The 25,017-nt window shown below is 56.2% G+C and carries 26 protein-coding genes and 3 pseudogenes; 14 read left to right on the forward strand and 15 right to left on the reverse strand.

The genetic code is table 11. The annotated features are described in order from the left end of the window. Positions 1-75: 75 nt before the first annotated feature. Positions 76-309: a hypothetical protein gene (locus LVY75_34470; protein XAZ25907.1), complete on the reverse strand. Its 234-nt coding sequence runs from the start codon at positions 307-309 to the stop codon at positions 76-78. A 527-nt stretch (positions 310-836) separates the two neighbouring features. On the opposite strand from LVY75_34470, the gene LVY75_34475 reads away from it, so the two are divergent. From LVY75_34475 to LVY75_34490, 4 genes and pseudogenes are all read left to right on the forward strand, one after another. Then, positions 837-1,046, forward strand: a complete 210-nt coding sequence (locus tag LVY75_34475) for a hypothetical protein (GenBank protein XAZ25908.1) — start codon at positions 837-839, stop codon at positions 1,044-1,046. A gap of 3 nt (positions 1,047-1,049) precedes the next feature. Further along, entirely contained in the window at positions 1,050-1,322 is a 273-nt protein-coding gene (locus LVY75_34480) for a hypothetical protein (protein ID XAZ25909.1), read from the forward strand. Positions 1,323-1,341: 19 nt separating this feature from the next. Beyond that, on the forward strand, positions 1,342-1,566 hold the full coding sequence (locus tag LVY75_34485; GenBank protein XAZ25910.1) for a hypothetical protein: 225 nt from the start codon (positions 1,342-1,344) through the stop codon (positions 1,564-1,566). A gap of 1,749 nt (positions 1,567-3,315) precedes the next feature. Next, positions 3,316-3,721: pseudogene (locus tag LVY75_34490) on the forward strand (DUF1515 domain-containing protein). A 549-nt stretch (positions 3,722-4,270) separates the two neighbouring features. Here the strand turns inward: LVY75_34490 and LVY75_34495 are convergent. Continuing rightward, entirely contained in the window at positions 4,271-4,432 is a 162-nt protein-coding gene (locus tag LVY75_34495; GenBank protein XAZ25911.1) for a hypothetical protein, read from the reverse strand. 699 nt (positions 4,433-5,131) lie between these two features. Here LVY75_34495 and LVY75_34500 point away from each other — a divergent pair. Together LVY75_34500 and LVY75_34505 are read left to right on the forward strand one after the other, a co-directional pair. Continuing rightward, complete coding sequence (locus LVY75_34500) at positions 5,132-6,253, forward strand: AI-2E family transporter (GenBank protein XAZ25912.1); 1,122 nt, start codon at positions 5,132-5,134, stop codon at positions 6,251-6,253. A gap of 136 nt (positions 6,254-6,389) precedes the next feature. Next, the gene (locus tag LVY75_34505; GenBank protein XAZ25913.1) at positions 6,390-7,028 is read left to right on the forward strand and encodes a response regulator; all 639 of its coding nucleotides are present in this window, start codon (positions 6,390-6,392) and stop codon (positions 7,026-7,028) included. An 18-nt stretch (positions 7,029-7,046) separates the two neighbouring features. On the opposite strand, the gene LVY75_34510 is transcribed toward LVY75_34505, so the two are convergent. The 7 genes and pseudogenes from LVY75_34510 to LVY75_34540 all read right to left on the reverse strand — a co-directional run bounded on the left by LVY75_34510 (position 7,047) and on the right by LVY75_34540 (position 13,315). Then, the gene (locus tag LVY75_34510) at positions 7,047-8,249 is read right to left on the reverse strand and encodes a GAF domain-containing sensor histidine kinase (GenBank protein ID XAZ25914.1); all 1,203 of its coding nucleotides are present in this window, start codon (positions 8,247-8,249) and stop codon (positions 7,047-7,049) included. A 353-nt stretch (positions 8,250-8,602) separates the two neighbouring features. Continuing rightward, positions 8,603-9,670 (reverse strand): annotated as a pseudogene (locus LVY75_34515) (PHB depolymerase family esterase). Positions 9,671-9,803: 133 nt separating this feature from the next. Next, positions 9,804-11,290: pseudogene (gene amyA / locus LVY75_34520) on the reverse strand (alpha-amylase). Positions 11,291-11,420: 130 nt separating this feature from the next. Next, positions 11,421-11,567, reverse strand: coding sequence for a hypothetical protein (locus LVY75_34525; protein XAZ25915.1), 147 nt, complete (start codon positions 11,565-11,567; stop codon positions 11,421-11,423). A gap of 200 nt (positions 11,568-11,767) precedes the next feature. Then, a complete protein-coding gene (locus LVY75_34530) occupies positions 11,768-12,271 on the reverse strand; it encodes a DUF892 family protein (GenBank protein ID XAZ25916.1) in 504 nt (167 codons plus the stop codon). A gap of 87 nt (positions 12,272-12,358) precedes the next feature. Continuing rightward, positions 12,359-12,967: a hypothetical protein gene (locus LVY75_34535; GenBank protein XAZ25917.1), complete on the reverse strand. Its 609-nt coding sequence runs from the start codon at positions 12,965-12,967 to the stop codon at positions 12,359-12,361. Between the two features lie 30 nt (positions 12,968-12,997). Beyond that, complete coding sequence (locus LVY75_34540) at positions 12,998-13,315, reverse strand: PepSY domain-containing protein (GenBank protein ID XAZ25918.1); 318 nt, start codon at positions 13,313-13,315, stop codon at positions 12,998-13,000. A 171-nt stretch (positions 13,316-13,486) separates the two neighbouring features. Between LVY75_34540 and LVY75_34545 the strand changes: the two genes are divergently transcribed. The 5 genes from LVY75_34545 (at position 13,487) to LVY75_34565 (ending at position 17,590) form a co-directional block, all read left to right on the forward strand. After that, positions 13,487-13,663, forward strand: a complete 177-nt coding sequence (locus LVY75_34545; GenBank protein XAZ25919.1) for a hypothetical protein — start codon at positions 13,487-13,489, stop codon at positions 13,661-13,663. A gap of 441 nt (positions 13,664-14,104) precedes the next feature. Then, complete coding sequence (locus tag LVY75_34550) at positions 14,105-14,398, forward strand: hypothetical protein (protein XAZ25920.1); 294 nt, start codon at positions 14,105-14,107, stop codon at positions 14,396-14,398. 151 nt (positions 14,399-14,549) lie between these two features. Continuing rightward, positions 14,550-14,726, forward strand: a complete 177-nt coding sequence (locus LVY75_34555) for a hypothetical protein (protein ID XAZ25921.1) — start codon at positions 14,550-14,552, stop codon at positions 14,724-14,726. A gap of 990 nt (positions 14,727-15,716) precedes the next feature. Next, positions 15,717-16,142, forward strand: a complete 426-nt coding sequence (locus LVY75_34560; protein ID XAZ25922.1) for a hypothetical protein — start codon at positions 15,717-15,719, stop codon at positions 16,140-16,142. Positions 16,143-17,248: 1,106 nt separating this feature from the next. Then, a complete protein-coding gene (locus LVY75_34565; protein ID XAZ25923.1) occupies positions 17,249-17,590 on the forward strand; it encodes a hypothetical protein in 342 nt (113 codons plus the stop codon). Between the two features lie 367 nt (positions 17,591-17,957). On the opposite strand, the gene LVY75_34570 is transcribed toward LVY75_34565, so the two are convergent. The 3 genes from LVY75_34570 to LVY75_34580 all read right to left on the reverse strand — a co-directional run bounded on the left by LVY75_34570 (position 17,958) and on the right by LVY75_34580 (position 19,240). Beyond that, positions 17,958-18,356: a type II toxin-antitoxin system VapC family toxin gene (locus LVY75_34570; protein XAZ25924.1), complete on the reverse strand. Its 399-nt coding sequence runs from the start codon at positions 18,354-18,356 to the stop codon at positions 17,958-17,960. Further along, positions 18,353-18,604: an AbrB/MazE/SpoVT family DNA-binding domain-containing protein gene (locus LVY75_34575; protein XAZ25925.1), complete on the reverse strand. Its 252-nt coding sequence runs from the start codon at positions 18,602-18,604 to the stop codon at positions 18,353-18,355. Before LVY75_34575 ends, LVY75_34570 begins: the two co-directional genes overlap by 4 nt. A 348-nt stretch (positions 18,605-18,952) precedes the next feature. After that, positions 18,953-19,240: a DUF1398 domain-containing protein gene (locus tag LVY75_34580; protein ID XAZ25926.1), complete on the reverse strand. Its 288-nt coding sequence runs from the start codon at positions 19,238-19,240 to the stop codon at positions 18,953-18,955. A 29-nt stretch (positions 19,241-19,269) separates the two neighbouring features. On the opposite strand from LVY75_34580, the gene LVY75_34585 reads away from it, so the two are divergent. Further along, entirely contained in the window at positions 19,270-19,479 is a 210-nt protein-coding gene (locus LVY75_34585) for a WGR domain-containing protein (protein ID XAZ25927.1), read from the forward strand. Positions 19,480-20,265: 786 nt separating this feature from the next. Here LVY75_34585 and LVY75_34590 read toward each other — a convergent pair. The 3 genes from LVY75_34590 to LVY75_34600 form a co-directional block, all read right to left on the reverse strand. Continuing rightward, positions 20,266-20,520 (reverse strand): hypothetical protein, encoded by a 255-nt coding sequence (locus LVY75_34590; protein XAZ25928.1) that lies wholly within the window; start codon positions 20,518-20,520, stop codon positions 20,266-20,268. A 1,022-nt stretch (positions 20,521-21,542) separates the two neighbouring features. Continuing rightward, on the reverse strand, positions 21,543-22,196 hold the full coding sequence (locus tag LVY75_34595; GenBank protein XAZ25929.1) for a ChrR family anti-sigma-E factor: 654 nt from the start codon (positions 22,194-22,196) through the stop codon (positions 21,543-21,545). Continuing rightward, on the reverse strand, positions 22,193-22,732 hold the full coding sequence (locus tag LVY75_34600; GenBank protein ID XAZ25930.1) for a sigma-70 family RNA polymerase sigma factor: 540 nt from the start codon (positions 22,730-22,732) through the stop codon (positions 22,193-22,195). Before LVY75_34600 ends, LVY75_34595 begins: the two co-directional genes overlap by 4 nt. 1,555 nt (positions 22,733-24,287) lie before the next feature. On the opposite strand from LVY75_34600, the gene LVY75_34605 reads away from it, so the two are divergent. Beyond that, positions 24,288-24,500, forward strand: a complete 213-nt coding sequence (locus LVY75_34605; protein ID XAZ25931.1) for a hypothetical protein — start codon at positions 24,288-24,290, stop codon at positions 24,498-24,500. 148 nt (positions 24,501-24,648) lie between these two features. After that, positions 24,649-24,876, forward strand: a complete 228-nt coding sequence (locus LVY75_34610; GenBank protein XAZ25932.1) for a hypothetical protein — start codon at positions 24,649-24,651, stop codon at positions 24,874-24,876. The last annotated feature ends 141 nt before the right edge of the window (positions 24,877-25,017 follow it).

The following is a 25,017-nucleotide window of genomic DNA, read 5'->3' on the forward strand; positions in this document are numbered from 1 at the left end:
CGAAACCATCGGCGTTGGTCAAAAGCTGAAGGAAGAGCAGCCAGCCCCGGAAAAGGCAGACAAGGGCGAGAAACCTCAGACGGAGGCTTCCAGCTCGTAAATCATCTCAATCGGTCTGAGGTCGTAATAGTATTCCGCCGCCCCGCTTCTGCTGAAGAAAACAGGTCGAGACATGTGGGCGCTATAGGTCTTGCCGTTGTGCTCGACATAGGAGGGCAGTGGCACGGCTGTCACGACACTCTTCAGCCGGGGACAGCGTTCGCTGAACAACACCGTCTTTGATTTGTCGCGGACTTTTATGATTGACATTGTCAATATCTCCTGCGCTGGCGAAAGATAACCCAGATGGCCACCCTTCGCCAGCAGATCCTAGATCTCGTCGACAAACTCTCGCCGGGTTCTCGAAAAGGCATTCCTCAACGCGATCGACAACATCAAGAGCGAGATCATCTTGCGCGGCGTGGTGGCAGAGCTTGAGGCGAGGGACTTCGAGGGTGCGATCAACGCGCTGCATATCGATCCGGCGGCGTTCCGTCCGTTGTCAGAGGCGCTCAGACAGGAATACGACGCCGGCGGGCTACTGACCTCGCAGAACATGCCACGGCTACCCGCGTCAATGAGACGATCGCCTACGGGTGGATGATGCTCATCGGGATCTTGGTGCTCGGGTATACTGGATTCGCCACGGCCCAAGATGTAGCCCCGATCTGGCGCACCGGTAGAGCTCGCCCGTATCGGTACTTCGAAGAGGACCGGGAGCCGCATCCCTGTAGCGAGCTGGAACCTTACGAGTTTCCTGACCGCCCATTCAATCCAAATGACACTGGGAGCCGGTGATGCTCGCAACAATTGGCGCCGTCATCAGCGACATAGGCCGCCTGATCGGAATCGGCGGCGTCTTGTTCATCGGCCTCTTGCTCTACGAGGAAGGCATCCCCGGCGCGCACCGCATACCGTTCTTGCCGAGCATTCCGATCCTTGGCGATCTCACCGCCGGGTCGGGTTCACACCCATGCGGCCCAGCAAGTGAAGCTCGCGACAGCTGACATGTGACGAAGTTTGAACGGCACACACTAGCCTCGCAGCTTGGCGAGGAACGTCGTCGCGCGACGGAAGCGGCGCTGATCACCGAAGAGTACCGCAAACGCGCTGATGCCGCCCTGCGGCTCAAAGCGGAAACGCAACAAAAGCTGGAGAAGGCCATTGCTGAAGACGCTAGCGACGATAGCCCACTGTGGGCTACCATGATGTTGAATGGCTGTATCGGAAAGGATCAAAAGCGCCTCGATGCAGCCGCTGAGACAAAGGGCAGGCGGCGGTAATCCTCCCGGAGCTGCCGGCATGCAGAGGGCCTACCCGTTGCTGACGGACAAGCCGCGAAATACTCAACTGCGATGGGAGTTCATCGCGGATGGGGAAGATCTGAAGAACGATCGCTGCGCCGGGTTTTACGACGCGGTGCGGGGAACGCTTCGGGCCTTCGGCGCGTCGTCCGGCATCAGGGTGATTCTGGCATCTCGAGCCGCATCGACGAAGGCTTTTCTCGCCGAAGCGCCGCCGCCCTGATTTTCCATAGCGGTGAACAAAGGGCGAGCGCGCGCTGGAATGTGGTGTTGCCGGCCTTCTTCGGCCATTTGCCGGACATCAGGAGCGCGGTAAGGTCTGAGACAGTGGAAACGTCTCGGTATCCGGGCCCTTCGATTTGGACCGAAATTTTTCTGATAGGGACGGGCGAGACTCCGAGCTCGGCCATTCCATCACCTCACGCTCTACTGATTCGCGACTCAACAGGTGCGGCTGTGATTAGTTACGTCAATAACCCTTTCGGGCGACGCGAGCGAGACCTGTCTGCGGGGTTAGAGCGGGTGCTTGGTGCCGACCCCGCGTTTCAAGTAGCGGGATTTAGGGGTTCCACACTAATCCACCAGAAAACGCGAGGCCGGCCACGAATAGTGACGAAATGTCTGCGGTCTAAAGCAAGTTATCAAAATGACCTAAAGCAATCCGTCAACATGAACAGGTACGGTCCGATCGGACAACGACGCCGGTTGCCTTGGTGAGGTCGAGGAATGACATTCGGCTTTGATTGGTGGGATCACGCGGCCTCAGGGCTAACAGAGGGAAGGGCAGGATATGCCGCCACGCGATCCCAATATAATGACTTACACGTGATCAGTTTGTTCCCTGTCGGCGAATAAATTTGAGTCGTTGCCATCGCGCCTGGCCCGGCCGTAATCATCTCGATGAACTCGGCACTAGACATGACCCGAGTCGCGGATAGCAGGCCGAATTAGCAAACAAATGTGACTGCCCATCGCGCATAAGATCCGTACTGCGGTATGGAGCGATTTCATCTTCCTCCTATTTTTCCGGAGGAAAGCACGATCCCGGAAAATCGTCTAACAGTCGAATCCGGGGGGCCGAAAGCCCTGAAAGCTGCGCTGACCAGCGCGCTTCACAATGGTCTTATGACGGTCATCAATCTTGGGAACATTGGTGATGTAGCTAGGTTCAACGTCGCATGGGAGCCGACGTTACAGAATTGGTTGAGAAACTTCGTGACGCCCGGAGGGTTTATCCCTTACCGGGGGACGACAGGGCTGCCGAAAAAGCCGCAGCGCTCCTAGAAGCTGCTGTTGCTGGTAACGCGCCGGTGAGCACGGTAGACATCCTTAAAAGCACAGCCGCTGAATTGCTCGACAGGTCTTAGCTCAACTGAGAAGCTCTCGGTATTTCGAAATCTTGTCGAGCGATCCTGTGAACGAGATGAAACAGTGCCTTATCGATATCGGAGCCATCGAGTAGGGATGGATCCTCGGAAACCATCTGAAGCGCACGCTCGGCAAGTCGGGCTGCATCAGCTTCTGACTTGACGTAGCGGCGCGCAAGACTGTTCAGGGTGGAAATGGTTGTCGAGTGGGATTGCGCTAGCATAGTGCACCCGTTCCTGTTCGGTCAGCGGGTGCACGTCAAAACACTGAGCCACCAGCGCCAACGGTTCAAACAACTGATGATGGCCTATGCTACGACCCATCCCCAAAAAAGTCCACCGCAGAGGTGACTGCGAAATCCGCGGACCGGGCAGCTCGACGCGAAAAGATGCCCGCCGAGGCGGGCGAGTTTCCGGGATCAACAAGAGTGGATCACAACGCCTGCTGGGCAATAGAGTCTGGGTTGATAGACTTGCCGGGCGATCCGACCGTTCAACTGTGAAGCAATACAAATATTCCAAGGCGCCGATAGCGCGGCTTTTCATGATCCGCATGTCGGCGTTGTCCGGTCGAAATGGAATTGAAAGGGCAGGGGCGGGGCTTAATGGCATCGAACGACGACATCCTTCACGCGCTGGGCCACGTCAAAGAGGGCGTGAAGCGGATTAGAGAAGATTTCCAGGAGGAGAAGCAAAACGCCCGCGAAAGCAGGGCAGTCATCCAAGCAAGGCTTGACCGCCAAGCCAAGCAGATCAGTCATCTCGATACAACGGTGGCGATGAGCGGCGAGGTTGATGCTCAGATCCGCGAGGAAATCAAACACTAAAGGAAACCGTCGAAAGGAACCATGCCGCGGTCCAGCCAGCCCTTGAAAAGTGGAAGCGGATGAAAACCCTCGGCGTCGGGATCTCCGGTCCCATAGCGTTCGCCGGGCTGACGATCGGAGCTATCGTGCCAATATCGGAGATGGAACGGTGTCTGCCATCCGCCATTGGCTGAAGATAAATTAATCAGTCACTCAACATGCAGGTTGGTGGACCGCGCAAACGAACCCAGGCTTAGGGGCGGTAGCTGCCTCCGGCATTGGCTGAAGTTCAATTAGCATGCCGATTCCCGTGCGGTGGCAAGCCCCGATAATTCAGGGGTTGATGCTCGCGACGATACCAGAGGGTGATCGCCTTGCTCTCCTCGAAGCCGTAGCAGCCCCATTCGGGGCAGCGGGTCCCATCCGGCTCCTAGTGGTTGCAATAATGCTCGACGATCACATTCGCCCCAGGCGCCGATGAACGGCCCGCGTTACTCACGCTGCGTCAAATCGAGTGTAGCTCGAGGCTGATCTGGTGTATGTCGGATCGGTCGGAACCGGCATCAAAGACAGCGAGGCATGGAAGCTTCGCGGCATGATGGAAAGGCAGTGAGATTTAACAAAAGATCAGCGTTTTTCCAGCGTCCTAGGCAGAAAACTCTCGTGGAAGTTGACGCAACGCGTGGTTTTCCGCTTTGGTGATCCATCGCTTCGTTATCGTGACACGTGGCCGGGTGCCGAGATCGGGCTCTGATCATTGGTAGGCTTGCTGCTGATCCTCATGCTGCATCTGCGCTGACGGGGCGTTGCCCACTCTGTCGGATGCCTTCAGCTTGGCCCTCAAAAGCAACAGCAAAATCCCTGCAGCAATAAAAACCTGCAAGGAGAGGTAAACGTACAAGATCCACCACAACATGGCTCTTCCATCCTCACTCGAACAAGTCCGAAACGGGTTCACCAAATAGGTCGGTGCTATCTAGCGACAAGGGGGAGGAGCCGGGAAACGACCCTAGGAAAGGTCGAGAAGAGCTGGCGCCGATTGTGCGTTTGTAGAAAAACGGAGAAGGGTCTCTGAGTTAGGAATAAAGAGCCCTTCTCCCGCCAATAGTGCAGCATCAGCACACGCAAAAATTTTTGTGTCAGATCGCGATTTTTTACTCAGGGCTTGTAAAAATTTTGTGACGGTGAAGCTTTCGGCCAGCGCTAATTGCCGCCTTGAAAGGAGTAGGAGGGCGAGGGGTGACACCCTCCTGCAGTCGGGTATCAACCAATCACGCAGGCGACTACGGGCCATGCATTGCCTGCCTCTTCCGAACTTGCACTTGGGGAAGTGCGCAAATTCACTCGATGTCAAAGGTGTATCATAAATATTATGCAATTTAAAGGAGTTTACTCAGCTTCGTCACCTTTTCCCAATGAAAGAAAACAAGCCCCTTGCTTAAAGAGCGGCCGAAAGTGGTACGCGTCATGTCTGACGGAAAAAGCGGAACACTTAACCACCCGTCTGGTTCTGTTAAGAGAGGCCGAGGGGCCGCTCGCACAAGCGCGGGGATGTTTGCCGTAGCCGGACTGTGGACGGAACTGTCGTGTTCGGGCTTTCGCAATGGAGAGACTCATGAACGTCGATATCAGGGCCGAATCAGCTGGCTCGACAGAGGAGTTAAAGCCCGTCTCAGATGTCCGGGTCAGATCTCTCGATCTACCTTCTGATCCAATCGTGGTGCTTCTGACAGTATTGGTGGCGTTCGCCACGCTGTGCCTCGCCTATCTGGCAGCGGAAATAGTTCTCCCAATCGTATTAGCGCTGGTGCTCAAACTTCTATTCCAGCCAGGCATGCGGGTGCTGGAGAAGCTCCGCGTTCCGCGGAGTCTTGCGGCCCTCGTTCTCATCCTCCTGGTCTTCGGCGCCATCGTCGGCATCGGAGCTGCGATTTCCGGCCCGGCGACCGAGTGGGCTGCTAAATTGCCCGAGGGAATTCCCAGATTGCAGGAGCGACTAAAGTTCCTGAACGAACCCATCGAGGCGTTGCAGACATTTCTGCACAAAATCGACGGCTTTATACAGGACGGTGCGGAAGCGAACGCGGGCTCCGGTTCCACGATTGCTGCGACGCTTTTTGCTGGCACGACCCACTTTGCCGCCAGCTTTTTCGAGACGATCCTGATCCTGTTCTTTCTGCTCGTTTCCGGAAGTACATTTCTGAAACGCGCCGTCGAAATTCTCCCGAACTTCAAGGAAAAAAGGCAGGTCGTTGAGTTGTCCCAGGATGTAGAGAGGAACATATCGGCCTATCTCGTAACTATCACCCTTATGAACGCCGCCGTCGGTTTCGCCACGGGCATAGCCATGTGGCTGACCGGACTTGGTGATCCAATTCTGTGGGGTGTCGCAGCGTTCCTTCTTAATTACGTTCCGATCATGGGCCCGCTCCTCGGTGTGGGGATTTTTCTGCTGGCCGGCCTTTTGGTGACCGATACGCTGTGGCTCGCCCTTCTGCCGGCGGCGCTCTATTTCGGGATCCATGTCGTCGAAGGCGAAATCATCACACCCATGCTGCTTGCCCGGCGCTTCACCCTCAATCCGGTCTTGGTGATCATAGCCCTGATCTTCTGGTTCTGGATGTGGGGGGTGCCAGGGGCCTTCCTCTCAGTACCGATGCTGGCCATAACCAAAATCGTCTGCGATGGAATACGACCGCTTGCTGCCATCGGACACTTTCTCAGCGGTGACGAATAACGGCGCCACAGACCTAGGCCAAGCAGTGGAACAAAGGGTCCCGATGCAATGCGCTCGCCGATCCGGCTGACGTTACTTGCAGCTACATTTCCCTGTGAAGCGTAGCGGGGCTCAGAGAAGAACTGCTCCATCTCACATGCAACGTCTGGTCCGCGGGGTCTTTGTACTGTCTCTGAAACTGCCGGGCGGGCATGGCCGGCGTCCTCAGCAAGCTGGTTCCAACACAAGAAACCCTTGCGCATTGGCAATAAAAGGATGGGAAATCTCTGTCACCTCGATTTGCATCATCTCAAACACGTCCAGTTATTTTTTTATTATATCAGAAGCTTGGAACAAGCCCTCATGGATCGTGTTAGCGAGTATGGATAAAGACCTATTCGACAAGATCGCCGAACCGATCGCACTCGTCGTGGATGACGAACCATTGATACGGATGGATACCGCCGACTTCATTTCAGAAGCTGGATATTACGTCGTAGAGGCGGTTACGGCCGACGAGGCTTTCGCTTTTCTCGAAAAATACAACTCCCTCCAGCTGCTGTTTACCGACGTGCAGACCGGTGGAGATCTTGATGGTTTCGAATTGGCCAGGAAGGTCGCCGAGCGGTGGCCAGATATAGAGGTGATCGTCGCATCGGGAGCAAGGATGCCCAAAGAGGGTGATCTCCCGAGCAATGCAAGTTTTGTTCAAAAGCCGTTTTCTGCCGAGACCCTTCTCGAAGCACTGCAAGAGCACTTTCCACATGGAGCAAGCAAGACCCGAGATAAGAGCTGACACTTGGTGCAGGGCGCGTTAGCCGTTTGAGAGACGTCCACTGGCTGACTGTAAAGGCATCGTGAATATGAACCGGGTCTCTGAGTCGTCCGACGTAACGGAAAGCTTCCCGCCATGTACCCTGGCGATCTCGCTTGCTATGTACAATCCGAGCCCGAGACCCTGTTGGCTGCCTCTGACTTCACCGCGGAAGAACGGCCTAAACAGCGTTGTCTTCACCTGGTCTGAAATTGGTTCGCCAGCGTTGGCGACCCAGAGCTCTAGGCGACCTCCAGTTGTCGTCGCACCGATTTGAATTGGCTTTGCGCTGTCGCCATGCGTAACCGCATTCCCGATCAGGTTCGAAAGAAGTTGGGATATACGGGGATGATCGCAACGGACGTCGCGATCTAGTTCGAAATTGCTCCGAATATCCAGATGCGGATGGACCGATCGGATCTCCTCGACAACATTTTCCAGAACGGGACGTAGCGGCGCCTCCGAAACGACGTCTAACTTCAGTCCGTCGCCGAGGCGCGCTCTGGCGAAATCAAGCACATTGTCGACGAGATCGCGCATACGGATGGCACTCGACTGCATAAGACCAAGAACGTTGCGGTCCTCCAACCTCATCTCTTCCGTGCGACCTAAGCGCCTGATTCCCGCCATCATCGAAGCAATTGGATTTCGCAGATCGTGTCCAAGCACGGCGACGAACTGCTCTCGAACGACAGAGAGCTCGCGCTCCTCGGCAAGCTCGACCTGAGCCTGGACAAGATCGGCATTGTTATCCAGATTACCCGCAATCAGCTTGGCAAAGAGCCGGAACATGCCGATCGTCTCGGGATTGTCGACCTTGTGAGGCGCCGGATCGATGGCACAGAGCGTTCCGAAAAAACTTCCGTCACGACGGATGATCGGAACGGAAATGTAGCTTTTCAGGCCGTAGATCGCAGGCGTGTGATGGTTGCGGTATTGCGGGCTTTCATCGACATCGTCGATGACTACAAGATCATGACTTTGGCGGATCTCGTGGCAAATCGTCGATTCGACCTTGAGTTCGCCGCCAGCCTTCAGCCCGAAATCGACATTGTCGAGTACCGCGCAGGCAAGCCAGCGGCTGTCGGTGACGCGAGCGACGGCCGCAAAGCCCATGTGGGTTGTCTTGCAGATGACTTCGAGGATCGTAGGTACCTCGACCATCTGGCCGATGGCCTGCAGGTCTACCTGGAGATCATCCATGGCATCGCTCCTTCTATGAGCTTTCCTCTTAGAGCTTCGGCGGCGGGAAGTCATTGCAATAAGACATAGGCCGCGTGGAGGATGAGGTGACGATCAAGAAGGACAAAGTGACGTCCGTCGATCCTCCGAATTTGGCGTGAGTGCAACGCCATCTTTTTTCCTCGATCACACCCATCGCGGTGGCGCTGCCAGGCAGCTCTGCCGGCATGCTCTTGTGATGGTCCGACCGATGCTGCATCGGCACAGCCGCATGCCGGTATCCGCCAATGGTGCTAAAGAAGCTTTTGAAGGCCTCAAGGCCGCCGGCTGATCCTGACGGTGAGAAGATGTTCCTATCCGCCAGCGCCGGGAACTTATTTCATCAGGCCTGCACTGCGCAGGGCATTTTCGATTGTCGTTCGGACAAAGTCGCTTGTACCAACGTCATGCGGGGCTATCTGCGCCGGCGCCGAAAGGTTCTTCTTTTGCCGCCGCTCAAATGATGGGGTCAAACCCCAATCACGAGCAATCGTCTGCGTCTATGAAATGCCGATGTCGAGCATGAAAGCCCTGCTCTCGCCGTAGCCGCTCGAAACGTCGAGAGGCGTGCCATGACCCATGCCGGAAATCCTGTACAACTCGATCGCGTCACGCCCCGAACTGTCCTTCCAAATGAGATGTTCATGCCCGGCAGCGACATCAGAAACGGGTTCTGTGACGCCATGCACGCCTTTCCACTGATCAACAATCGCACGTCCGTTCGCGTCGTCGACCGTACGGTCCGATGTGCCATGCCAGACGGACACAGTCGGCCATGGCCCGTTGTGCGTTGAGGCGGACCGGAGGATGCCCTGAAGAGCTAAAGCCGACGGAAGGGCATGTCCGCCCATTCGATCGAAGGCTTGCGGGACTGTCGACGCCGTGCCGTACGGAAGCCCGGCGATGATCGCCCCCGCTGCAAACACTTCCGGATAAGCGGCAAGCAGCGCGTTCGCCATCGCGCCACCGGCCGACAGACCCGTGACGTAGACCCGCTTGGGATCGACGCCGTGATCGGAAACCATGCTTTCGATCATCTCCCGGATCGAGCGCACTTCACCTTGGTCGCGCGCTATATCGGCTTCGACAAACCAGTTGAAGCAGAGGTTTGCGTTGTTCTCCCGTGATTGCTCAGGGAAGAGAACCGCAAATCCAAAGTCATCGGCTAGCTTTGACCAGCCCGAACCCTGATCATACCCTGATGCAGTTTGTGTGCATCCATGTAACACGACGACCAGCGCAGGAGCAGGTTGTCCATCGTCTGGCACCTGGTACCAAGCCGAAAGATTGCCCGGATTTTTCGCGTGAGATTTCAGTTTCTTCAAGGCGCTGCTTGGAGAATCAGGCTGTGGCATCGCGCGGTAGCGCGCCAGGCGTTCGATCGTGTCGGAAATGCTGCGCATAAAGAGATGCTCCGGTTGGCCCGGAATGTCTGATGACGCCCCGTCAGTGTAATGTAATGCTGCACTGCACAATTACAAGCGAGCGCCACAGGGTTCGGAGCTTTCGTTCCGTCGGGGCGCAGGTCTAGCGGTTTCAGCTGCCATCCACACGTACCCAAACGCTCAGGCTGCCGCCATTTGTCGGGAAAGTCGCCTGACCTGCGTCGTCGATGGTGATTGTTCCCCGTGATGGCCAAGAAAATCCATGAAAGTGACGCCGCGGTGCTCGATACCGACGCTCACCACTTTCTCGGCTGGTCCGCCGTTCGACATGATGACGACGCAGCCGGGCGCTTCCGCGCTGCCATGCCGTACGAAACCGACGCACGAGGCATCATCGAACAGATCGGTCTGAGGCCCGTTGGCAAAGCGTGCACGCGCCTCGATCAGTTTTGAGAGGCTGTCGATGACCGGCATGTGGATGTCGGTCTTGCTGTCGTCGTCCTGTTCAACTGTGTATTGGGCGCCGTAGAGATCCGGATAGAAAATGCATGGCACGCCTTGTTCGCGCAAAAGGATCAGCGCGTAGGCGAGGGGTTTGAACCAGGGTTCCACCGCCGCCTCGAGTGCTTGCCCAAGCTGCGTGTCGTGGTTGTCGACAATGGTGACCGCATGTTCGGGCATTGTGGAGACGAGCGATCCGTCAAAAATCGTGCGCATATCGAAGGCCTCACCGGCAAGCGATGCCTCGTGAAAGCGATGATGAAGTGCCACGTCGAAGAGCATCAATTGCTTGTCCACGAGATCGAGATAGTTCTTCAGGACGTCCATATCCGGATGCCAGTATTCGGCGACCACGAACAGGTCCGGGTTGATCTGATCGCGCATGTGGCCGACCCAATCCTTGAAAAACCAGGCGGGGATGTGCTTGACCGCGTCGAGTCGAAAGCCGTCGACAGGCACCTGGTCAGGAAGCCATCGGCCCCAGTGTTTGAGTTCCTCGCTGACTGCTGCGTTTCGGAACTCGACATTCGCACCCATCAGAAAATCGAAGTTGCCAAGTTCGTCATCAACCTCGTCGTTCCACTCGCCGTCGCCATACTCGTTAACGAGGCGGAAAATGCCCTTTTCGTTGGGTTGCTCGATGACATCGACGCCACTGAAACACGTCATGTCCCAGATAAAGTTCGAATACTTGTCCCGGCGCCCAGGGAAGCTAAAGCGAGTGTAGGCGAGCGCATCGAACTCTTCGTCCTCGATCTGAAGCCGGTCCTCTTCGTTCACGCGACGAACATTGACACGCTCTTTCTCGTCGGCGCCCATCTTATGATTGAGGACGACATCATGGATGACACGCATACCGTTGTTCTTGAGGCTATGGCAGGCCCTTTGCAGCGCGGCGCGATCCCCGTACTTCGTGGCGACCGACCCTTTCTGGTCGAACTCACCGATATCGAACAGGTCATAGGTGTCATACCCGACCGAATAGCCGCCCGACGCGCCTTTGTAGGCCGGCGGCAGCCAAACGTCGGTGACGCCCATGGCGGCAAGGCTTTCGGCCTTGTCTTCCACTTCTTTCCAGAGACAGCCGCCATCGGGATAGTACCAGTGGAAGAATTGAAGGAGGGTTCGCGGTGTCATGGATTTGGCTTTCGGGAAGGACATTGAGATGCAAATCATCGATTGGATCGGCGCAGGTGGCCGGCGGCGACGACTGAGGTCTGAGGTGAGGCCGACGACCAAGAATTCTCTCGGTTGAGCGCAGCTGTCCCTAGTCGTATTTCAGGGTAGCCTTCAAATCCTTGAGATCGGCATCCTGTCGAGCTGTCGCCTGTTCGACACCATCTCGATAGGAAGAACTGGTCTCGGCGACAATCTTGTTCAACTCCGTGATCTGGCCCTGCAGCTCATAGGGCATGCAGGCCGATGTTATCATATCCCCGGTAGCTGTCGCCGCCCACGGACGCGCGCTCTTTCCATCTTTCGTTGAAGTGCATTGACGATCCTAATAACCTGAAATTCGGTCATTGGAGCGGTCCTTCCTTTAGCTGTCCGAATTGCCTTGGCCGGTCACCGCAACGCCGGGCAGTGACCGGCCGTAACGCGGCTGCGTCAGATTCAGGCAGCCTTCTCGGCATTCTGATTGACGACCTTCGTCGCAATGGACGTCAGAGCAAGGTCGGTCGCTTGCTCTTCGTCGAGCGTCGTCTGAAGGAGCTTGGCGGCATCCTTCATGCCCAACTCGAGCGCCCAAGTACGCAACGTCCCATAGCGTGACATCTCGTAGTGTTCGACTGCCTGGGCTGCCGCAAGGAGGCCGGCATCGAGGGCTGGTGCGCCGGCATACTCCTCCATGATCTCCGCGCCTTCCTTGACGATGCCCATCATCGCGTCGCAGGTCTTCTGCTCCGGCTTCTTGCCAATGAGCTTGAAGACATCTTCGAGACGGGTAACATGCACCTTGGTTTCGGCGAGATGCTTCGTGAAAGCGTCCTTGAGCTGCTTGCTCTTGGCGGCCTCATGCATCTTCGGAAGGGTCGCAACGATCTTGTGTTCGGCGAAATAGACGTCCTTCAAGGTATCGTGAAACAGGACGTCGAGTGTTTTGGTTTGCTTGGCCATGATTGGCTCCTTGGGTTTGGAATAACTTCTGTGGGATCAGATTTCCGACCGCATTCACGGCTGCCCGGAGACAGCCGTGAATTGTGATCAAGCGGCCGGAGGGCGACGGTAGCGGCTACGTTCCTGTTCGATCTGCTCTGGCCCGTATGGATCGAGCGTGTCGTCGAAACGTGTCCAGCCCTGTGCCTTGTAGGCAGCCCGGCGTTCTGCTGGATCGACCCAGTTCGAACGTTTCAGGATTGCTTCGGCTTCAGGCGCAAGAGCATCATCCACCTTGGCCGTGACCAGGGTACCACCGCGACGCACCCCTTCCGCGTAGAGGTTGGCGTCGTCCTCAGATACGCCCGAGCCTGTTAACGCCCCGATCAGTCCGCCGGCTGCGCCGCCTGCTACTGCACCTGCAACGGCACCAACTGCCGTTGCCGCGAGCCAGCCGGCGGCGACCACGGGACCAACGCCTGGAATGGCCATGATGCCGAGCCCGGTTAAAAGACCGCCGGCGCCACCGACAACGGCACCGAGGCCTGCACCGGATTCTGCGCCGGTCGCGGCACCCGACCCCCTGTCGGAATGGCGATCGTCCGCGTTGTTGGACACGATGCTGATATCGTTCGAGGGAACGCCGGTTGCTTCAAGCGCGCTGACGGCGGAGCTTGCATCGGTATAGTCGTCGAAAAGACCAGTAATGGTTTTCATAAAAGTATCCTTGGAGTTCTTGGAGTTGCGTTACTTCGCGACAACGTTGCCTTGATAGTCGAGGGCGACCATGACGGCCTTGCCGTCCTTCATGCCGGCCGCCATCCAGATCCCGCTGTCGTCCTTCTTGATGTCCTTGAGCTCCGAATAACCGGCCTTCTCGATCCGGTCCTTGGCTTGAGCCTCGGTGAAGCTGCTGGCGCCTGCGACGGGTGCGGCCGGGTTCTTCGTGTCCGGCGTCGCGACCGCCGGGGTTCCGGCATCGGTTGAGGGGGCGGGGGTCGTTTGTGCAATAGCCGTCAGCGCCGAGGCTCCGACGAGCGCCGCGGCCAGGATGATATTTTTCATTGAGGTTCTTCTCTTTCTCTGACCGGGTTCACACGGCCGTGAACAGACAACCGGTTCGGCCGGTTTAAGTTCCGTGGTGGAACTGGGTATCGGTCGGAAAGCGGGAAACAGATAAAGCGCTTGCTAATGCTGTCAAAAGGGTAGCTTGTGAATATTAGCGAGGAGATTGACATGATCGAATTCAAACAGGTCAACGGCAGCGACGAGCGATTAACGGAAATCGCTAAGCAGCTCAAAACACTGGACGCTCAAATGGCATCGCCCAACATTAAGGAAACGAAGCACGCCGAACTCAATGCGCTTCATCGCAAATTGAGCGCCGAACGTGAGACTTTGGCCCCACGATAGTCACGGAAAGTGCGGGTATTCTCGGCGCTGAAACGGGACCCCGTCACGCCGGGGTGATGGCAGCTGCGCGGCTGAAAGCTGTCGCTCCATTGAACGTGCCGAACTTGGGTTTTGGATGGCTACAATTATATGGAGAGTAGCCCCCATCCGTGATCGAGGGGTATAAGAAGTGACCACCGTGAAAATCTTCCAAGACAGCTCAACGCGGTCGTCACGAAATTGAGGAGAAGCCCGCCTGCTGAAACGCGGCCCTGTTCAGCTTTGACACCTTATTATAGTTGCGTCCTGTTTGAGGCGCAACGATGTCTGGTCGTCGTTTGGCCAGATGGCTTGGTGTCAGAGACTTAAGGACCGCCGTTACTCCGAATTCCGATCATCAGGCTGAACTCCCGGACGCACTTTTATCGGGCCTGCGGTCAGCTGTCACGCTTGGAGGTCATCATGCCCATGGACACGTCACTCGTACGCACGACAAATACCATCGTCCATTTCTCCGCGCCATTCGCGCTGCCGGATTTCATTGATAAGATGCAACCGGCTGGCGATTACAAGATTACGCAGGATGAAGAGCCGGTCGAGGGTCTTTCATGGGTTGCCTACCGACGGGTCGCAACCTTCATCCACCTGCCGTCCATCTCGCAGGGCAGCCGATTGCGCAGAATTGTCCGGATCGAACCGGCAGTGCTCGCCGGTTTGCTGGAAACGGCGAATGCGAGGCAGGAGCTACCCTCGTGAATACAATAGAAACCGCCAAAAAGCGCTGGACCATATCTATTTCCTGGATTCGGGATTGCCTTCGGGATGCGATCGCGCCGCGACCGGTTTCTGGCACGATGGGTCTGCGACAGGACAGGTATCGACGAGCTCGAGGCCCTATGTCGGCGAGATGATCGATATCAGGATGGCCGGCGCCGAGATCCTTGCGGACGTGCACTCAGCCGGCAAGGATCTGGATGAGAGAGTGTTCAGGGAGCAAATGGAAATGCTTGGCCAGCTCTATGCGGGATTTCGCCAGGCCCCCGTGATGGTCAAACTCACGCTCACCGGACTCCCCGCATCATAGGCAAGGGCGCTGCGTCAAGACCGACGATCGAAAGGGGCGCAGGAAGTTTGAATTTCTCGGGGACCTATGACTGCTGGAGTGGCTCCTTGATGTCAACAACTGATGTACTCACGAGAACACTACGCGTGTGAAGATTGTACCGGCATTGCTGTTCGTTATCGGCATGGCCACATCGGCCGTCGCCCAGCCCAACCCAGCCTTGACCGTAACAATTCCTTCGACAGGAGCGATCGTTATCACGTGTCAACCCATGACGATTTTACAATATCGACAATATCGCGGGCCTTCTTAAACCAGCGGCCATTGGGACCCGAACACAAGGCTTTAGACATGCTGCTCGCCGATCGAAGAGCCGCAGAGAACGAAGAGGCAGCAGTCAAACCGGGGTGATGGCTGATGCGCTAGAGTACTGGGGACTCGTCAAGGAGCTCCATAGCGCAACAGCCCGCCAGTTCGTCAGCGCGTATTACTGCTTCTTGTCGATGTGGGCAGTCGGTACGTGACATTATGCCACCTTGCCTCAGCTGCGGTTTGTTAAGCCACGTCACGAGCGGTTCGTGACCTGCAGCTTGCAATTTGCGTGTCCAGTTTCAAAAAGAAAACGGAGCGCTCACAGAGTGACATCTTGGCGCCTTCTGCCTCCACGCGTTCGAAAAGTACATTGCACTTGGTTATATGTTGCCACCAAATAACCCGCTGTGCGAGTGACGCCGGAGCGGCAAGGAAGCAATGCGGTTTCAATGCCGGGAGGACGACTACGGTCCACAGGTTCGGAATTTGCGGCAAACGAACTATTCCTCGCACCGTGATGAGTTCAGATAATGAGCCCGCTAAGGGGTGACGAAGCGGACTCCGAAAAAGCTCAGATGCTGGAACAGGTACCAAATGGACCAAACGAGCTAGTACCTTCACATCCGACGTACATTAGCGAATTAAGTCACCTGATCCTTCCCAGTGCTTGCAGGTCCGAATCCAGGAAAAAGCGGCGGGATGAACCGTCACCGAGCGTTCACATTCGATGGTTGCTCGGCAGCAAAAATAGGGCGGGTGAGCACCGCCCTAAACGAAGTCTGGGCCTGGGCGTGCCGACAAGCAACGAACCAAGCTCCTCATGGCATTCCGTACGTTCGAATCATCAATTCGATCGAGTTCCGTAATTTGACGGACATGACCGTCGGCTTGCACGCCTTTACCGTGGCCGAAGGCAATGTCGACGCCCACGAAGAGATCTTCGATTCCAATGTTGAGCACCTTTGCGAGCCGGTAGAGTGTACTCGCGCTTATGCGATTGACACCTGTCTCGTATTTTTGAATCTGCGGAAAACTAATGCCAACGGCTGCGCCCAGAACGGGTTGACTGAAACCTTTGGCTTTGCGGATCCGCAAGAGGTTTTGACCGACAAGTGCATCGATTGAATGCCCGTACGTGTGGCTCAAACTCATGTCTCCTTTATGGGTTTCCTTTTGAAGAAAGTACCGTCCGCCGATACAGCGGGCTGCGGCAGGGCCAAGGAATTGTGCCGAGACGATGTTTCCCGAAAGTCGTGACCGCCCTTTGAGTTTGACGGAGACCCCATGCAAGAACTGGAACCGAGTGTGTTTTGCGATGGGGGCGCGAGCTTTCGGTAATGTGGCAAACTTGGGATAAACGGTGATGCAAACGGAAGTGGGATCGCTGGCACTGGAATTTTTCCCACCTGACCAGGGACTGTTTACCAGCAATAGTTAAGCTTCAGCGCCTCTAAATGTTTCATTGGCGCAAGTTACTTTTGACAGGTCCGATAGGCCGGTAGAAGCACCGGAATGTCAATGAAACCTCTGTAATTTTTCGTTGTGACTTGTAATCGACCCATCGGCGCGCCATATAGTTGTTTGACTGCGGCATTGAAGCGGGCGCTGCTATCGAGGGTTTATCCCTGGCCCCAACAAAGGAGGACGAAATGTCTTCCGAGATCAAGCATTCAAGAAATTGGTATTACGACGAACGGTTGGCGAGAATTTGCGCTGGCCTTAGCTTCTGTGTTGTTGCGTACATCCTTGGCGCAGGATGGATCTGGTCATGATCTTTCGTGGAAGGCCACCGTCGGCTCACGACGTGCTTCGAAGCGTCCTCCAGAAGGGGCGCTATGCGACATCGGACCTTAGAGCGGAAGCCGGATCGGATCATTTACATGAATCAGCCCTGATCCGACGGATAAAGGAAAGCATGATTTCATCGAAAGATTATCCGCTTTCGCCCAGAGCTCAACGACACCGTGATCGAAGCGAGATCGCCTCCTGGGAAAATGAGGGTGGGTCGACTGATGCCAACATGCGGGATTAGCTGTTACTTTTGGACTCGTAGGTAGCCGTTGTGTGTTCCGTAATGACCAAACTACTGGTCCATTACGGAACATACCGGCTGCATTCGCCAAAGACTGACGTCATGCTAGGCGACACTTGGTGAAGTGTAATCGGCAAGCGGAAAACTGTTCCGATCTCGGATCCTCCTGATCTTAGCGGCTAAGGAATCAGGAGCATGCATGGCATTCGAACGAGCTGCCGTCAGAACGAGCTATAAACCATGGGGAAGCCGCGATCTACGGCCGTGGAATTCCGCTTCAAGTAAACAAGCGGCAATTGGCGAACTCCTCTTCGATCGGGCCAAGAGTCAAAGACAGCCGCCGTCACCCGATCCTTCCCTGCTCCTCAAGCTACTTTTCACGAAAGAGGACCTGTCAATCCAGGTTCACCCCAACGACGTCATGGCGCAATGGATGGGCATGCCCAACGGTAAAACGGAGGCGTGGTACGTGCTCGCGGCCGAAGCAGGCGCACATGTCGCGGTCGTCTTGAGCGATCGAGGACAAGGACGCCATTACTGATGGATCGATCGTCGATCGGGTCAAATGGCAAGCGGCCGCATTCGGTGACGACTTTTTCGTTCAGGCCGGAACCATCCACGCAATTGGTGCAGGGCTGACCATCGCCGAAATACAGCAGAGAAGCGACACAACCTTCCGTCTTTTTGACCAAGGACGAACCCAGCAACTTCATGTGAACCAGGCCTTGTCGGCAGCGAACCTCGAACCGGCGAAAGCGCACCCGGTCCCCAGTGTCAAAAACTGCGGCATCCCGATTCATGTGCCGCGACGTCCTATTGTTTCCCGCCTGGTTCCATAATACATATTATGCGATCTACAACTTATAGTTGCGTGTTCCAACATTTCTCGCTCGTACGGCGGATTTTATTTAGTTTAGCAGAAGCGTTTGCCGACCCTGAAGCTTAAGCAGATCAGTCGCTTTTCGGTCGAATGACACGAAGGTCTCCCCGCCAAGCCACGCTCCTTCATGAGCGATGAGGCCATCGGCGAAATCGCCGCCGGCTTCAAGGACAGCCAGACCCGCCTCGACGGCAGGCCTGTCCATCGACACCTTCGCCGTGACCAGAAGATCGCGAATTGTCTGAGCGATATCGTCTTTGGACAGCTTCGCGCCGCGCCGCAAGATCCAGACCAGCTCGCATAGACTTGGCAATGAAACAGCGATTAGTGTGGCTTCCTCAAGAAGCTTTGCAGCTGCCTTGCCCTGCTGCGGGTCGTCCTGCAGAACCGCCCGCGCCAGGACATTTGTATCGGCCGCGATTTTCACGCGTCGTCGCTCCAGCCCTCAGCAGCTATCTCGTTCATTTCCTCGATGGTCAGCGCCTTTGTGGACTTGCCGGCGTGCCGTCCGATAAAACTGCCGATCGTGCCGGTCGCCCGGACAGCGCGGATTCGTAACTCGCCCCCAGGCAGCTTTTCGAATTCGAGCCGCTCTCCGGGTTTCACACCAAGATGGGCAAGGAGGTCGCGCTTAAGGGTAACCTGGCCTTTCATGGAGAGAGCAACTGAAGGCATGAAAGTTCTCCGCACTACACTGGCGACAAAGTAATGTAAATTTTTCTTACTTTCAAGCGATGAATGGAAAGCTCCGCTCCGGTAAAGCTGAGGATGGCGACACATGCCGGCTTCAACCAGGGAGCGGCCGCCTTCGTCGCTCCGGATGGGTTCCTCTCGAATGGCGAGTCAAGCTTGGTGCCTGCCGAGTGAATTTATCTGCAGCGAGATACTGGAAGGCGGAAGGCGGCGGAGCCGCGTTTTTGCGCGGTGTTGGTGGAAAAGTATCTTCACCGATCCGAGTTCAGCACAGATCGTTTGAGCTAGCCTGCCGATCAGAAATCCGCAGAGCTTCACGAACGTAGCCCGTCACTTCGGGAAGTGTTCGACATGGGTCTCTGCTGTGCGCCCGAAATAAACGACGCGGCGGCCCAGGAACGAGACGAGGTATCCCGCGCAGCCGGCGTCCTTCACTTTTTCGCTGAAGGCGACGTAGCTGTAGTCTGCGGGGTTCGCCTGCGCCCACCGCACCAGGCGCTCGATTTCGGTGGGGTCGAAGGCTTCGGTGACGCTCCCTGCGGAGGGCTGCATATCCATCGTCACGTTGTCGCCGTCCGGCAGGTAGTAGGTCTGAATGTTCCGACGATAGTCGACCATGTAGCCAGCGTATCGACGAGACGCGAAACATGGCGTGCTACTACACCTTGTCGATCCAGCCAACGCTGTTCGGCGAGATCGCGGTCATGCGCAGTTGGGGCCGGATCGGCAAGGCCGGCGGTGAGAAGAGTGAACTCTTTTCCAGCGAAGAGCAGGCGATATCACATTTCCTCGATATTGCCCGCAGGAAGCGCAGGAGGGGATATGTTCCCGTCGGGGCGCTTCGGGAGCGTAACTGAGACCGTAAGGGCATCAGGGATAAGCCAGCTTTGGCCGAAAAGTTCCCCCGTAGAACCTTGTCAGCCGCGTGTGCTTCTGAAACGGAAACGGGCGCATTTTCCTGACCCTGCTAGAGAACTGGATGGCACCAGTTCGACTGTTCGCGAGCGGCCCTCTTGGATGGCCTCGCACCACCTCCTGGCGCTCGCAGGAGCGTCCGGCCGGACCGTTTGCGGGTCATGGTGCGGTGAGTTTCAGGAGCCATTGCCATTGCCGTTTACACTTGCTCTTCGCTGCCGATCTTTACTGCGCGCAAGCAGGGGTCGCTCCATGAAGCATCGCCATCCTGTTTAATTCACCATCCTGAACACGCGCCGCGATTGCCATCCGTTTGGGGCGACAGCATCAGACTTTGGTCCCTGTTTTCCTCGATATCCGCTGTCCTATGTCACATGCGCCGAGTTTGAAAATGGGTGAAACATGTTCTGGTGGATCTTCTGTGCGTACTTGTCCCTACAGGGTTTCATTGCATCCGGGATATTGCTATTGTTGCTGAGAGAAAAACTGAAAGCATCCAGGACACCCGCACCGGATACAAGTCAGTTCAGGCCGCAAAATAGCATGCAGCCCCAGGATCAGCGGCAAGCTTAGGAATGATCGCGCGCAAAGCTGCTCGTCTCCGATGCCTCGTTATCACGAGGAGACCGGCGACACTTCGATTGTCGAGCGGATATAGGCTATCGTCACAAGTGCTGACCAAAATAGGCGAGACGCCGAATGACGCGAGGCAGCGACCATTCATAGCGTCAGCCATCCATATTCCAGGCGAATCCTTTGTCGAGGTCCTTAACACTCGCCAGGATGTCAACAATAATGAAATTGATCTCGACCCGGTGCTTGTCTACCAGATCCCTCGAAAAATATCGGCCCATATATTCTTCAATACTTCGGCGCGTTATCGGAATACCTGCAGCCATCAAAGCTGAGGCAGCTCGCAGAACCAACAGATTCGCCTCGATGCCATACATGGTGTCTTCGAAATTTGTTGTTGCAACACCCATGCCGTCCCCCTTTTTTTTGCTTATATCGTGCCAACGCAAACTTGGACCGCTGCACCCGCACGGGAGATGGGGGTTCGTTCAGGGCTCTAAGTGGCGTCCCCGTTCGCCCATCTTGACAGGATGCCAGTTATTTGGAGCTGTTCCTGAGCAAGCTCGTGAACCACCACAGACATTGCCTTGTCAACGTCACGCCCATCGAGGAGCGAAGGATCATCAGAGAGGACCTGGAGCGCGTTCGGCAAGCCGCTCCGTGCCCTGGTCTGTTGCCACATAACGGCGGGCCAATTCTTGAAGTATTGCTTGTGCAGGACGATTTCGAAAGTGAAGCACGATACACCCGTTCATTTTCGGGTCGAGGGTGCACCTACAAACACTTAGCCTTCAGCGCCAACGAGCTCCGTATGCTGATGATGACGACATTTCTACGCGATAGGGCAACTTTTAGGAAGGTCGGACGCATTTGAGTACGCTGGCGCACCGAGCACTTGATTGCTCAATCAGGAGCGATGACCAGCTGCGATGAAGAACACGGCTTATCTCAGCGTAGGTACGCACTCGGAAGAATCAGCTAGTCGTCTCGAAACCGAGCCATCAGATCCATGGGGGCTACGTCGGAGCAGAAACATTCTGAACAGATGCCGAAACCATCCTCGTCGAAGTCGCACGTGCTCTTTCTTTGACGGCAGCAATCGCAGAGGACCGTTCCGCGGTGCGAGAGTCTCGCCGGGGGCATGATCTCGGCAAGAGGACTTTCTTCCAGACGATCGATAGGTTCTGGCATGATGACGTCCCTTAGTTCCTATGGAGCATGAGATAGGAGCGACCGTTGACGCTTTCCAGATCGCGGGCGTGGACACCGGTTTCTTGATCGGCGAGGTCGACGGCTCAACTGAGGAGGGGCCGGTTATAAATCTCGATCAGATGAAATTATACTTGGTCAAGTATTCGCGATTTATGCCGAGACGTTTCCACCTAACGGTTGAGTATCAGCAGGAGCGACGAGCGTCTCTCCTGGTCAGAAGTCAGATCCCCAGCAATGGCTGTATGAGCCGCAACAATCTGCTCTTGAATCGGAGCGGGGCATCGGTGACGGCGAGACAAATGCAGTCTCTCCCAGGGTTGGCTCTCGGCTGATGCGTTAGATTGCCGTCAGCGATCTCTATGTCCCCTCTTCCAAAAGTCGAGATTTCGTCGCTAAAGCTCCCATCGAGGACAAGCGTGAGTTCCAGCCCGCCGTGCGAATGCTCCGGGACCGGCTGACCGGCGGGGATCTTAAGCAATCTAACTGACGTCGTTTTGTCCCCGATCGGAATTATCATTTGCGCGGCACCCCGGCCCAGTGAGCGCCACCTTAAGCCACCTGCAGCGTCGATATAGGTTCTGAGCGGTTCCGGATAGGTAAGATCGGACGAGGAACGCTTTTTCATTCGAACGGCTTTTTCCATGTGTCCTGCCTCGATCTTGTCCTTAACACGACGCCAGCTTTCAGTGACATCGTCTATTTCCGCATTTTCGCGTTCAAGAAAGTACCCCCCCACACTTTCGAGCGTCCGCATTTCTGATCGGCATGCGGGGCATAAGGCGAGATGGGTAGCGACGGCCACACTCCATCCCTCGGCAAGGGTGCCCGCGCAGTATTGCATCAGCATGTCACCATCCAGATGATGTGCGATCATTTGGCTTGTTCCTGAAGCGCTAGGCGTAGTTTCTCGCATGCAAGTCGGATCCTCGATTTCACCGTTCCAATGGGGAGGCTTAGTCTGTCAGCTATCATCGAATGCGTGAGACCGTCGAAGAACGACATCCGCAAAACCTCCATGTGCTTACCGCTCAGGGCAATCATTGCGCGGTTCAATGCTGCCGCGTCCTGCTCTCGCTCGACCTTTGCGTCTGCCGTTTCAAGCTCATCCGGCACGAGAGCTGGATCGCTCGCGTCGAATGCCGGTCGCGCCCCTCTACGAACAGAGTCTATCATCTGGTTTCTTGCGATCGTGTAGATCCACGTCGACGCCTGCGCCTTGGAGGCATCGAAGAGCGCGGCCTTGTGCCAAACGCGCATCATAGTTTCCTGAGCCAATTCCTCGGCCAGAATGCGATCACCCTTCGTCATCCGCATCATGTAAGAACGCACTCGCGGATAAAAATGCCCGTACAGGATTTCGAATGCGCCAACATCACGCGAGTTCGCTATCGCCGACATCAGACCGATCATCTGGTCCGCGCCGAGAGCAAGCCTCTCATCCTCCAAAGTCCTGGCCTTTCGCTCCCTGCCCAGCTTAGGCCGCACGATTGTCTTGGCGCAGTCGGCTCGACGGGATCCAATCCGCAGATTTGTGTTCATGAGAATGTTACGCAGCAAAGGCAAACCAGATCACAAAAAAGCGGCGAACTTTGCCATGGTCGCCGACACATTCGGTTTCCGGCGGTGATTTAGTGTCGCCGACTTCCGCCACAGGGCTGATCTCCTCGGCCCATTCGGTCGAAGCATGAGTCTCTGTTACGGCACGCTGATTGCCGGGGCAAACAACTCGTGCTGAAGGGCGCCGTTACGCTGCGCAAGCCGGATGAAGAGGAAGCAACAGACAAGAAACTCGCGCCGCTCGTCGAGAGGCCGCGGACGCCAGTAGCAACGCTAAAAGCGCCTGATACCAAGGGGCTTTCAGGCGATGGCCGGCCTGTTCACGCACAACTAAAGTAGTGGTCAGTCATATGATCGGCCGGTAGTGCCGACAACTGCCACAGAACATGGATTGCAAATCAATCTGAAGTTTGAAAAACCTCCCGGATGAGGGGATAGCAATGCCTGTCAAACGTTCGCGAGCCCCGAAGCCTTCGAGACCAGCTTGTTGCAAACGCCTCTGCCCTTCCACACGAAGCTTCGAAACTTGGTCGGCACCAGTATCAGGCGCGGCCGCGCCATAAAGTCCACCCTCAATCACCTTGAACCAACCCACGCCCTTTTTTTCTAACCGTAGCAACTCATGGGCTTCGCGATCCGCTTCAAGACCGCTGCGTCAGGCGCTTAGAAAATGCCGGATGTGTGACACAGCGGCGACAGTGACGAGGACCCGCGCGGGCACCAGGTACGTCTATCAGGTCCAATATGTGCAACAGCAGATCACGCGCCTGGAACAAGCTCGGCCGACGGCGATTTCTCTAGTCGAGCAAGCAAAAAAGGAAGACCGTTATGCGCAGGTTCATCGCAGCTATCTCGATCATTCTCACCGCCTCCGGGGCCGTTCCCGCGTTCGCCCAGACGTTCGGCGACATGGACTCCAGTGGCCGCTTCGGTGGCATGCCGCCAGGCACCGACCGGTACCGGCAGGATTATGATCAGGGTGGGATCTCAATCCCGATCGACCCAGTCGAAACAGGTAGCGTCACTGTCGTGCAACCCCCAAAGGCAGAATGCCCGCAGCAGGGAACGCGAGAGTGGCGTGGACGGAGTGCCAATGGCACGTTGAGGGAGGAATGCCGATAAGCAAGTTTCAGCGTTCTCTGGTCAGCAAAGCGCAAGGCTAGACTTCGATCAAACCTCAGGCGGTACGCCCCCGCGCGCGGCAGGCCCGGCTTATGGTCGGTTTAAGAACACCGAAGGCTCGTTGTTCTGCCGACCGGGAAGACGCTCCGTCGGTGATTGTGGCCTTCTCTTGCAGCTTCTTCCTGACCGCGCAAACCTGGGATTCTCCGTGCGACCGATCACGCCGCGGGGGCGGAACAATCAAGAAGCTGTTCCATTACGCCCCCCATAAACTGTGGAGCTTTGTATGACCGTGGCGACGACATCCGAGCGCAAGCGCCCTCTGCGCGGCCAGCCCTATTCCCTGGAAGAATTCGAGCAAAAATATGATCTCGACCGAGAGAGCGCCAAAGCCATATTTGAGCGGTTCGGCCCCTCGTCGATCGAACTCGACCTTTTGATGGCGGCGAAGAAACGCACGCCTTCCATTCATGCGATAACGGAAGACCTCCGCTCCTGACTTACGGCGTTGACGGACGGTGGGTCTTATCTGAACATACAGTTCACCGGCGTAGGTCCTGACCCCCAAATGGATAAGGATTAGGGTGATTCAACCTGATCGAAAGTCGGCTAACCTCCCCTCCGTGGAACCTCAAGGGCAAGGCGCTATGCTGATCGAGATTTTCAGGCAGGGGGCAGATGCGCCCGAAATCTTCGACGTGCTGGTCAGTGAAGAAGGGCAGATGTCCTATGTAACGGACCGGCCGAGGAAAGCACATCTTCGCATCGTCGTGCACACGCCGCAAAAGCACATCAATACCAATGCGGCAAGCGGCCTCTTTCGCATCATTCATTCCTATGGAGAATGCACAGTGCGCTTCATCGGTTTCGAATAATCTCCGTCGTCCGGCTGCCAACAATATGGCAGCGCCGTGGCCGAGGAGACTGTTGGAGGAGCCGCCGGTCGGCGACCGATCAAGGCGCACCGCCACGGCCGATGGATGAGTTCGTCACCCCTCCTCAAGGTTCGACCTGTC

Source organism: Sinorhizobium sp. B11, from assembly GCA_039725955.1.
Classification (GTDB): Bacteria; Pseudomonadota; Alphaproteobacteria; order Rhizobiales; family Rhizobiaceae; genus Rhizobium.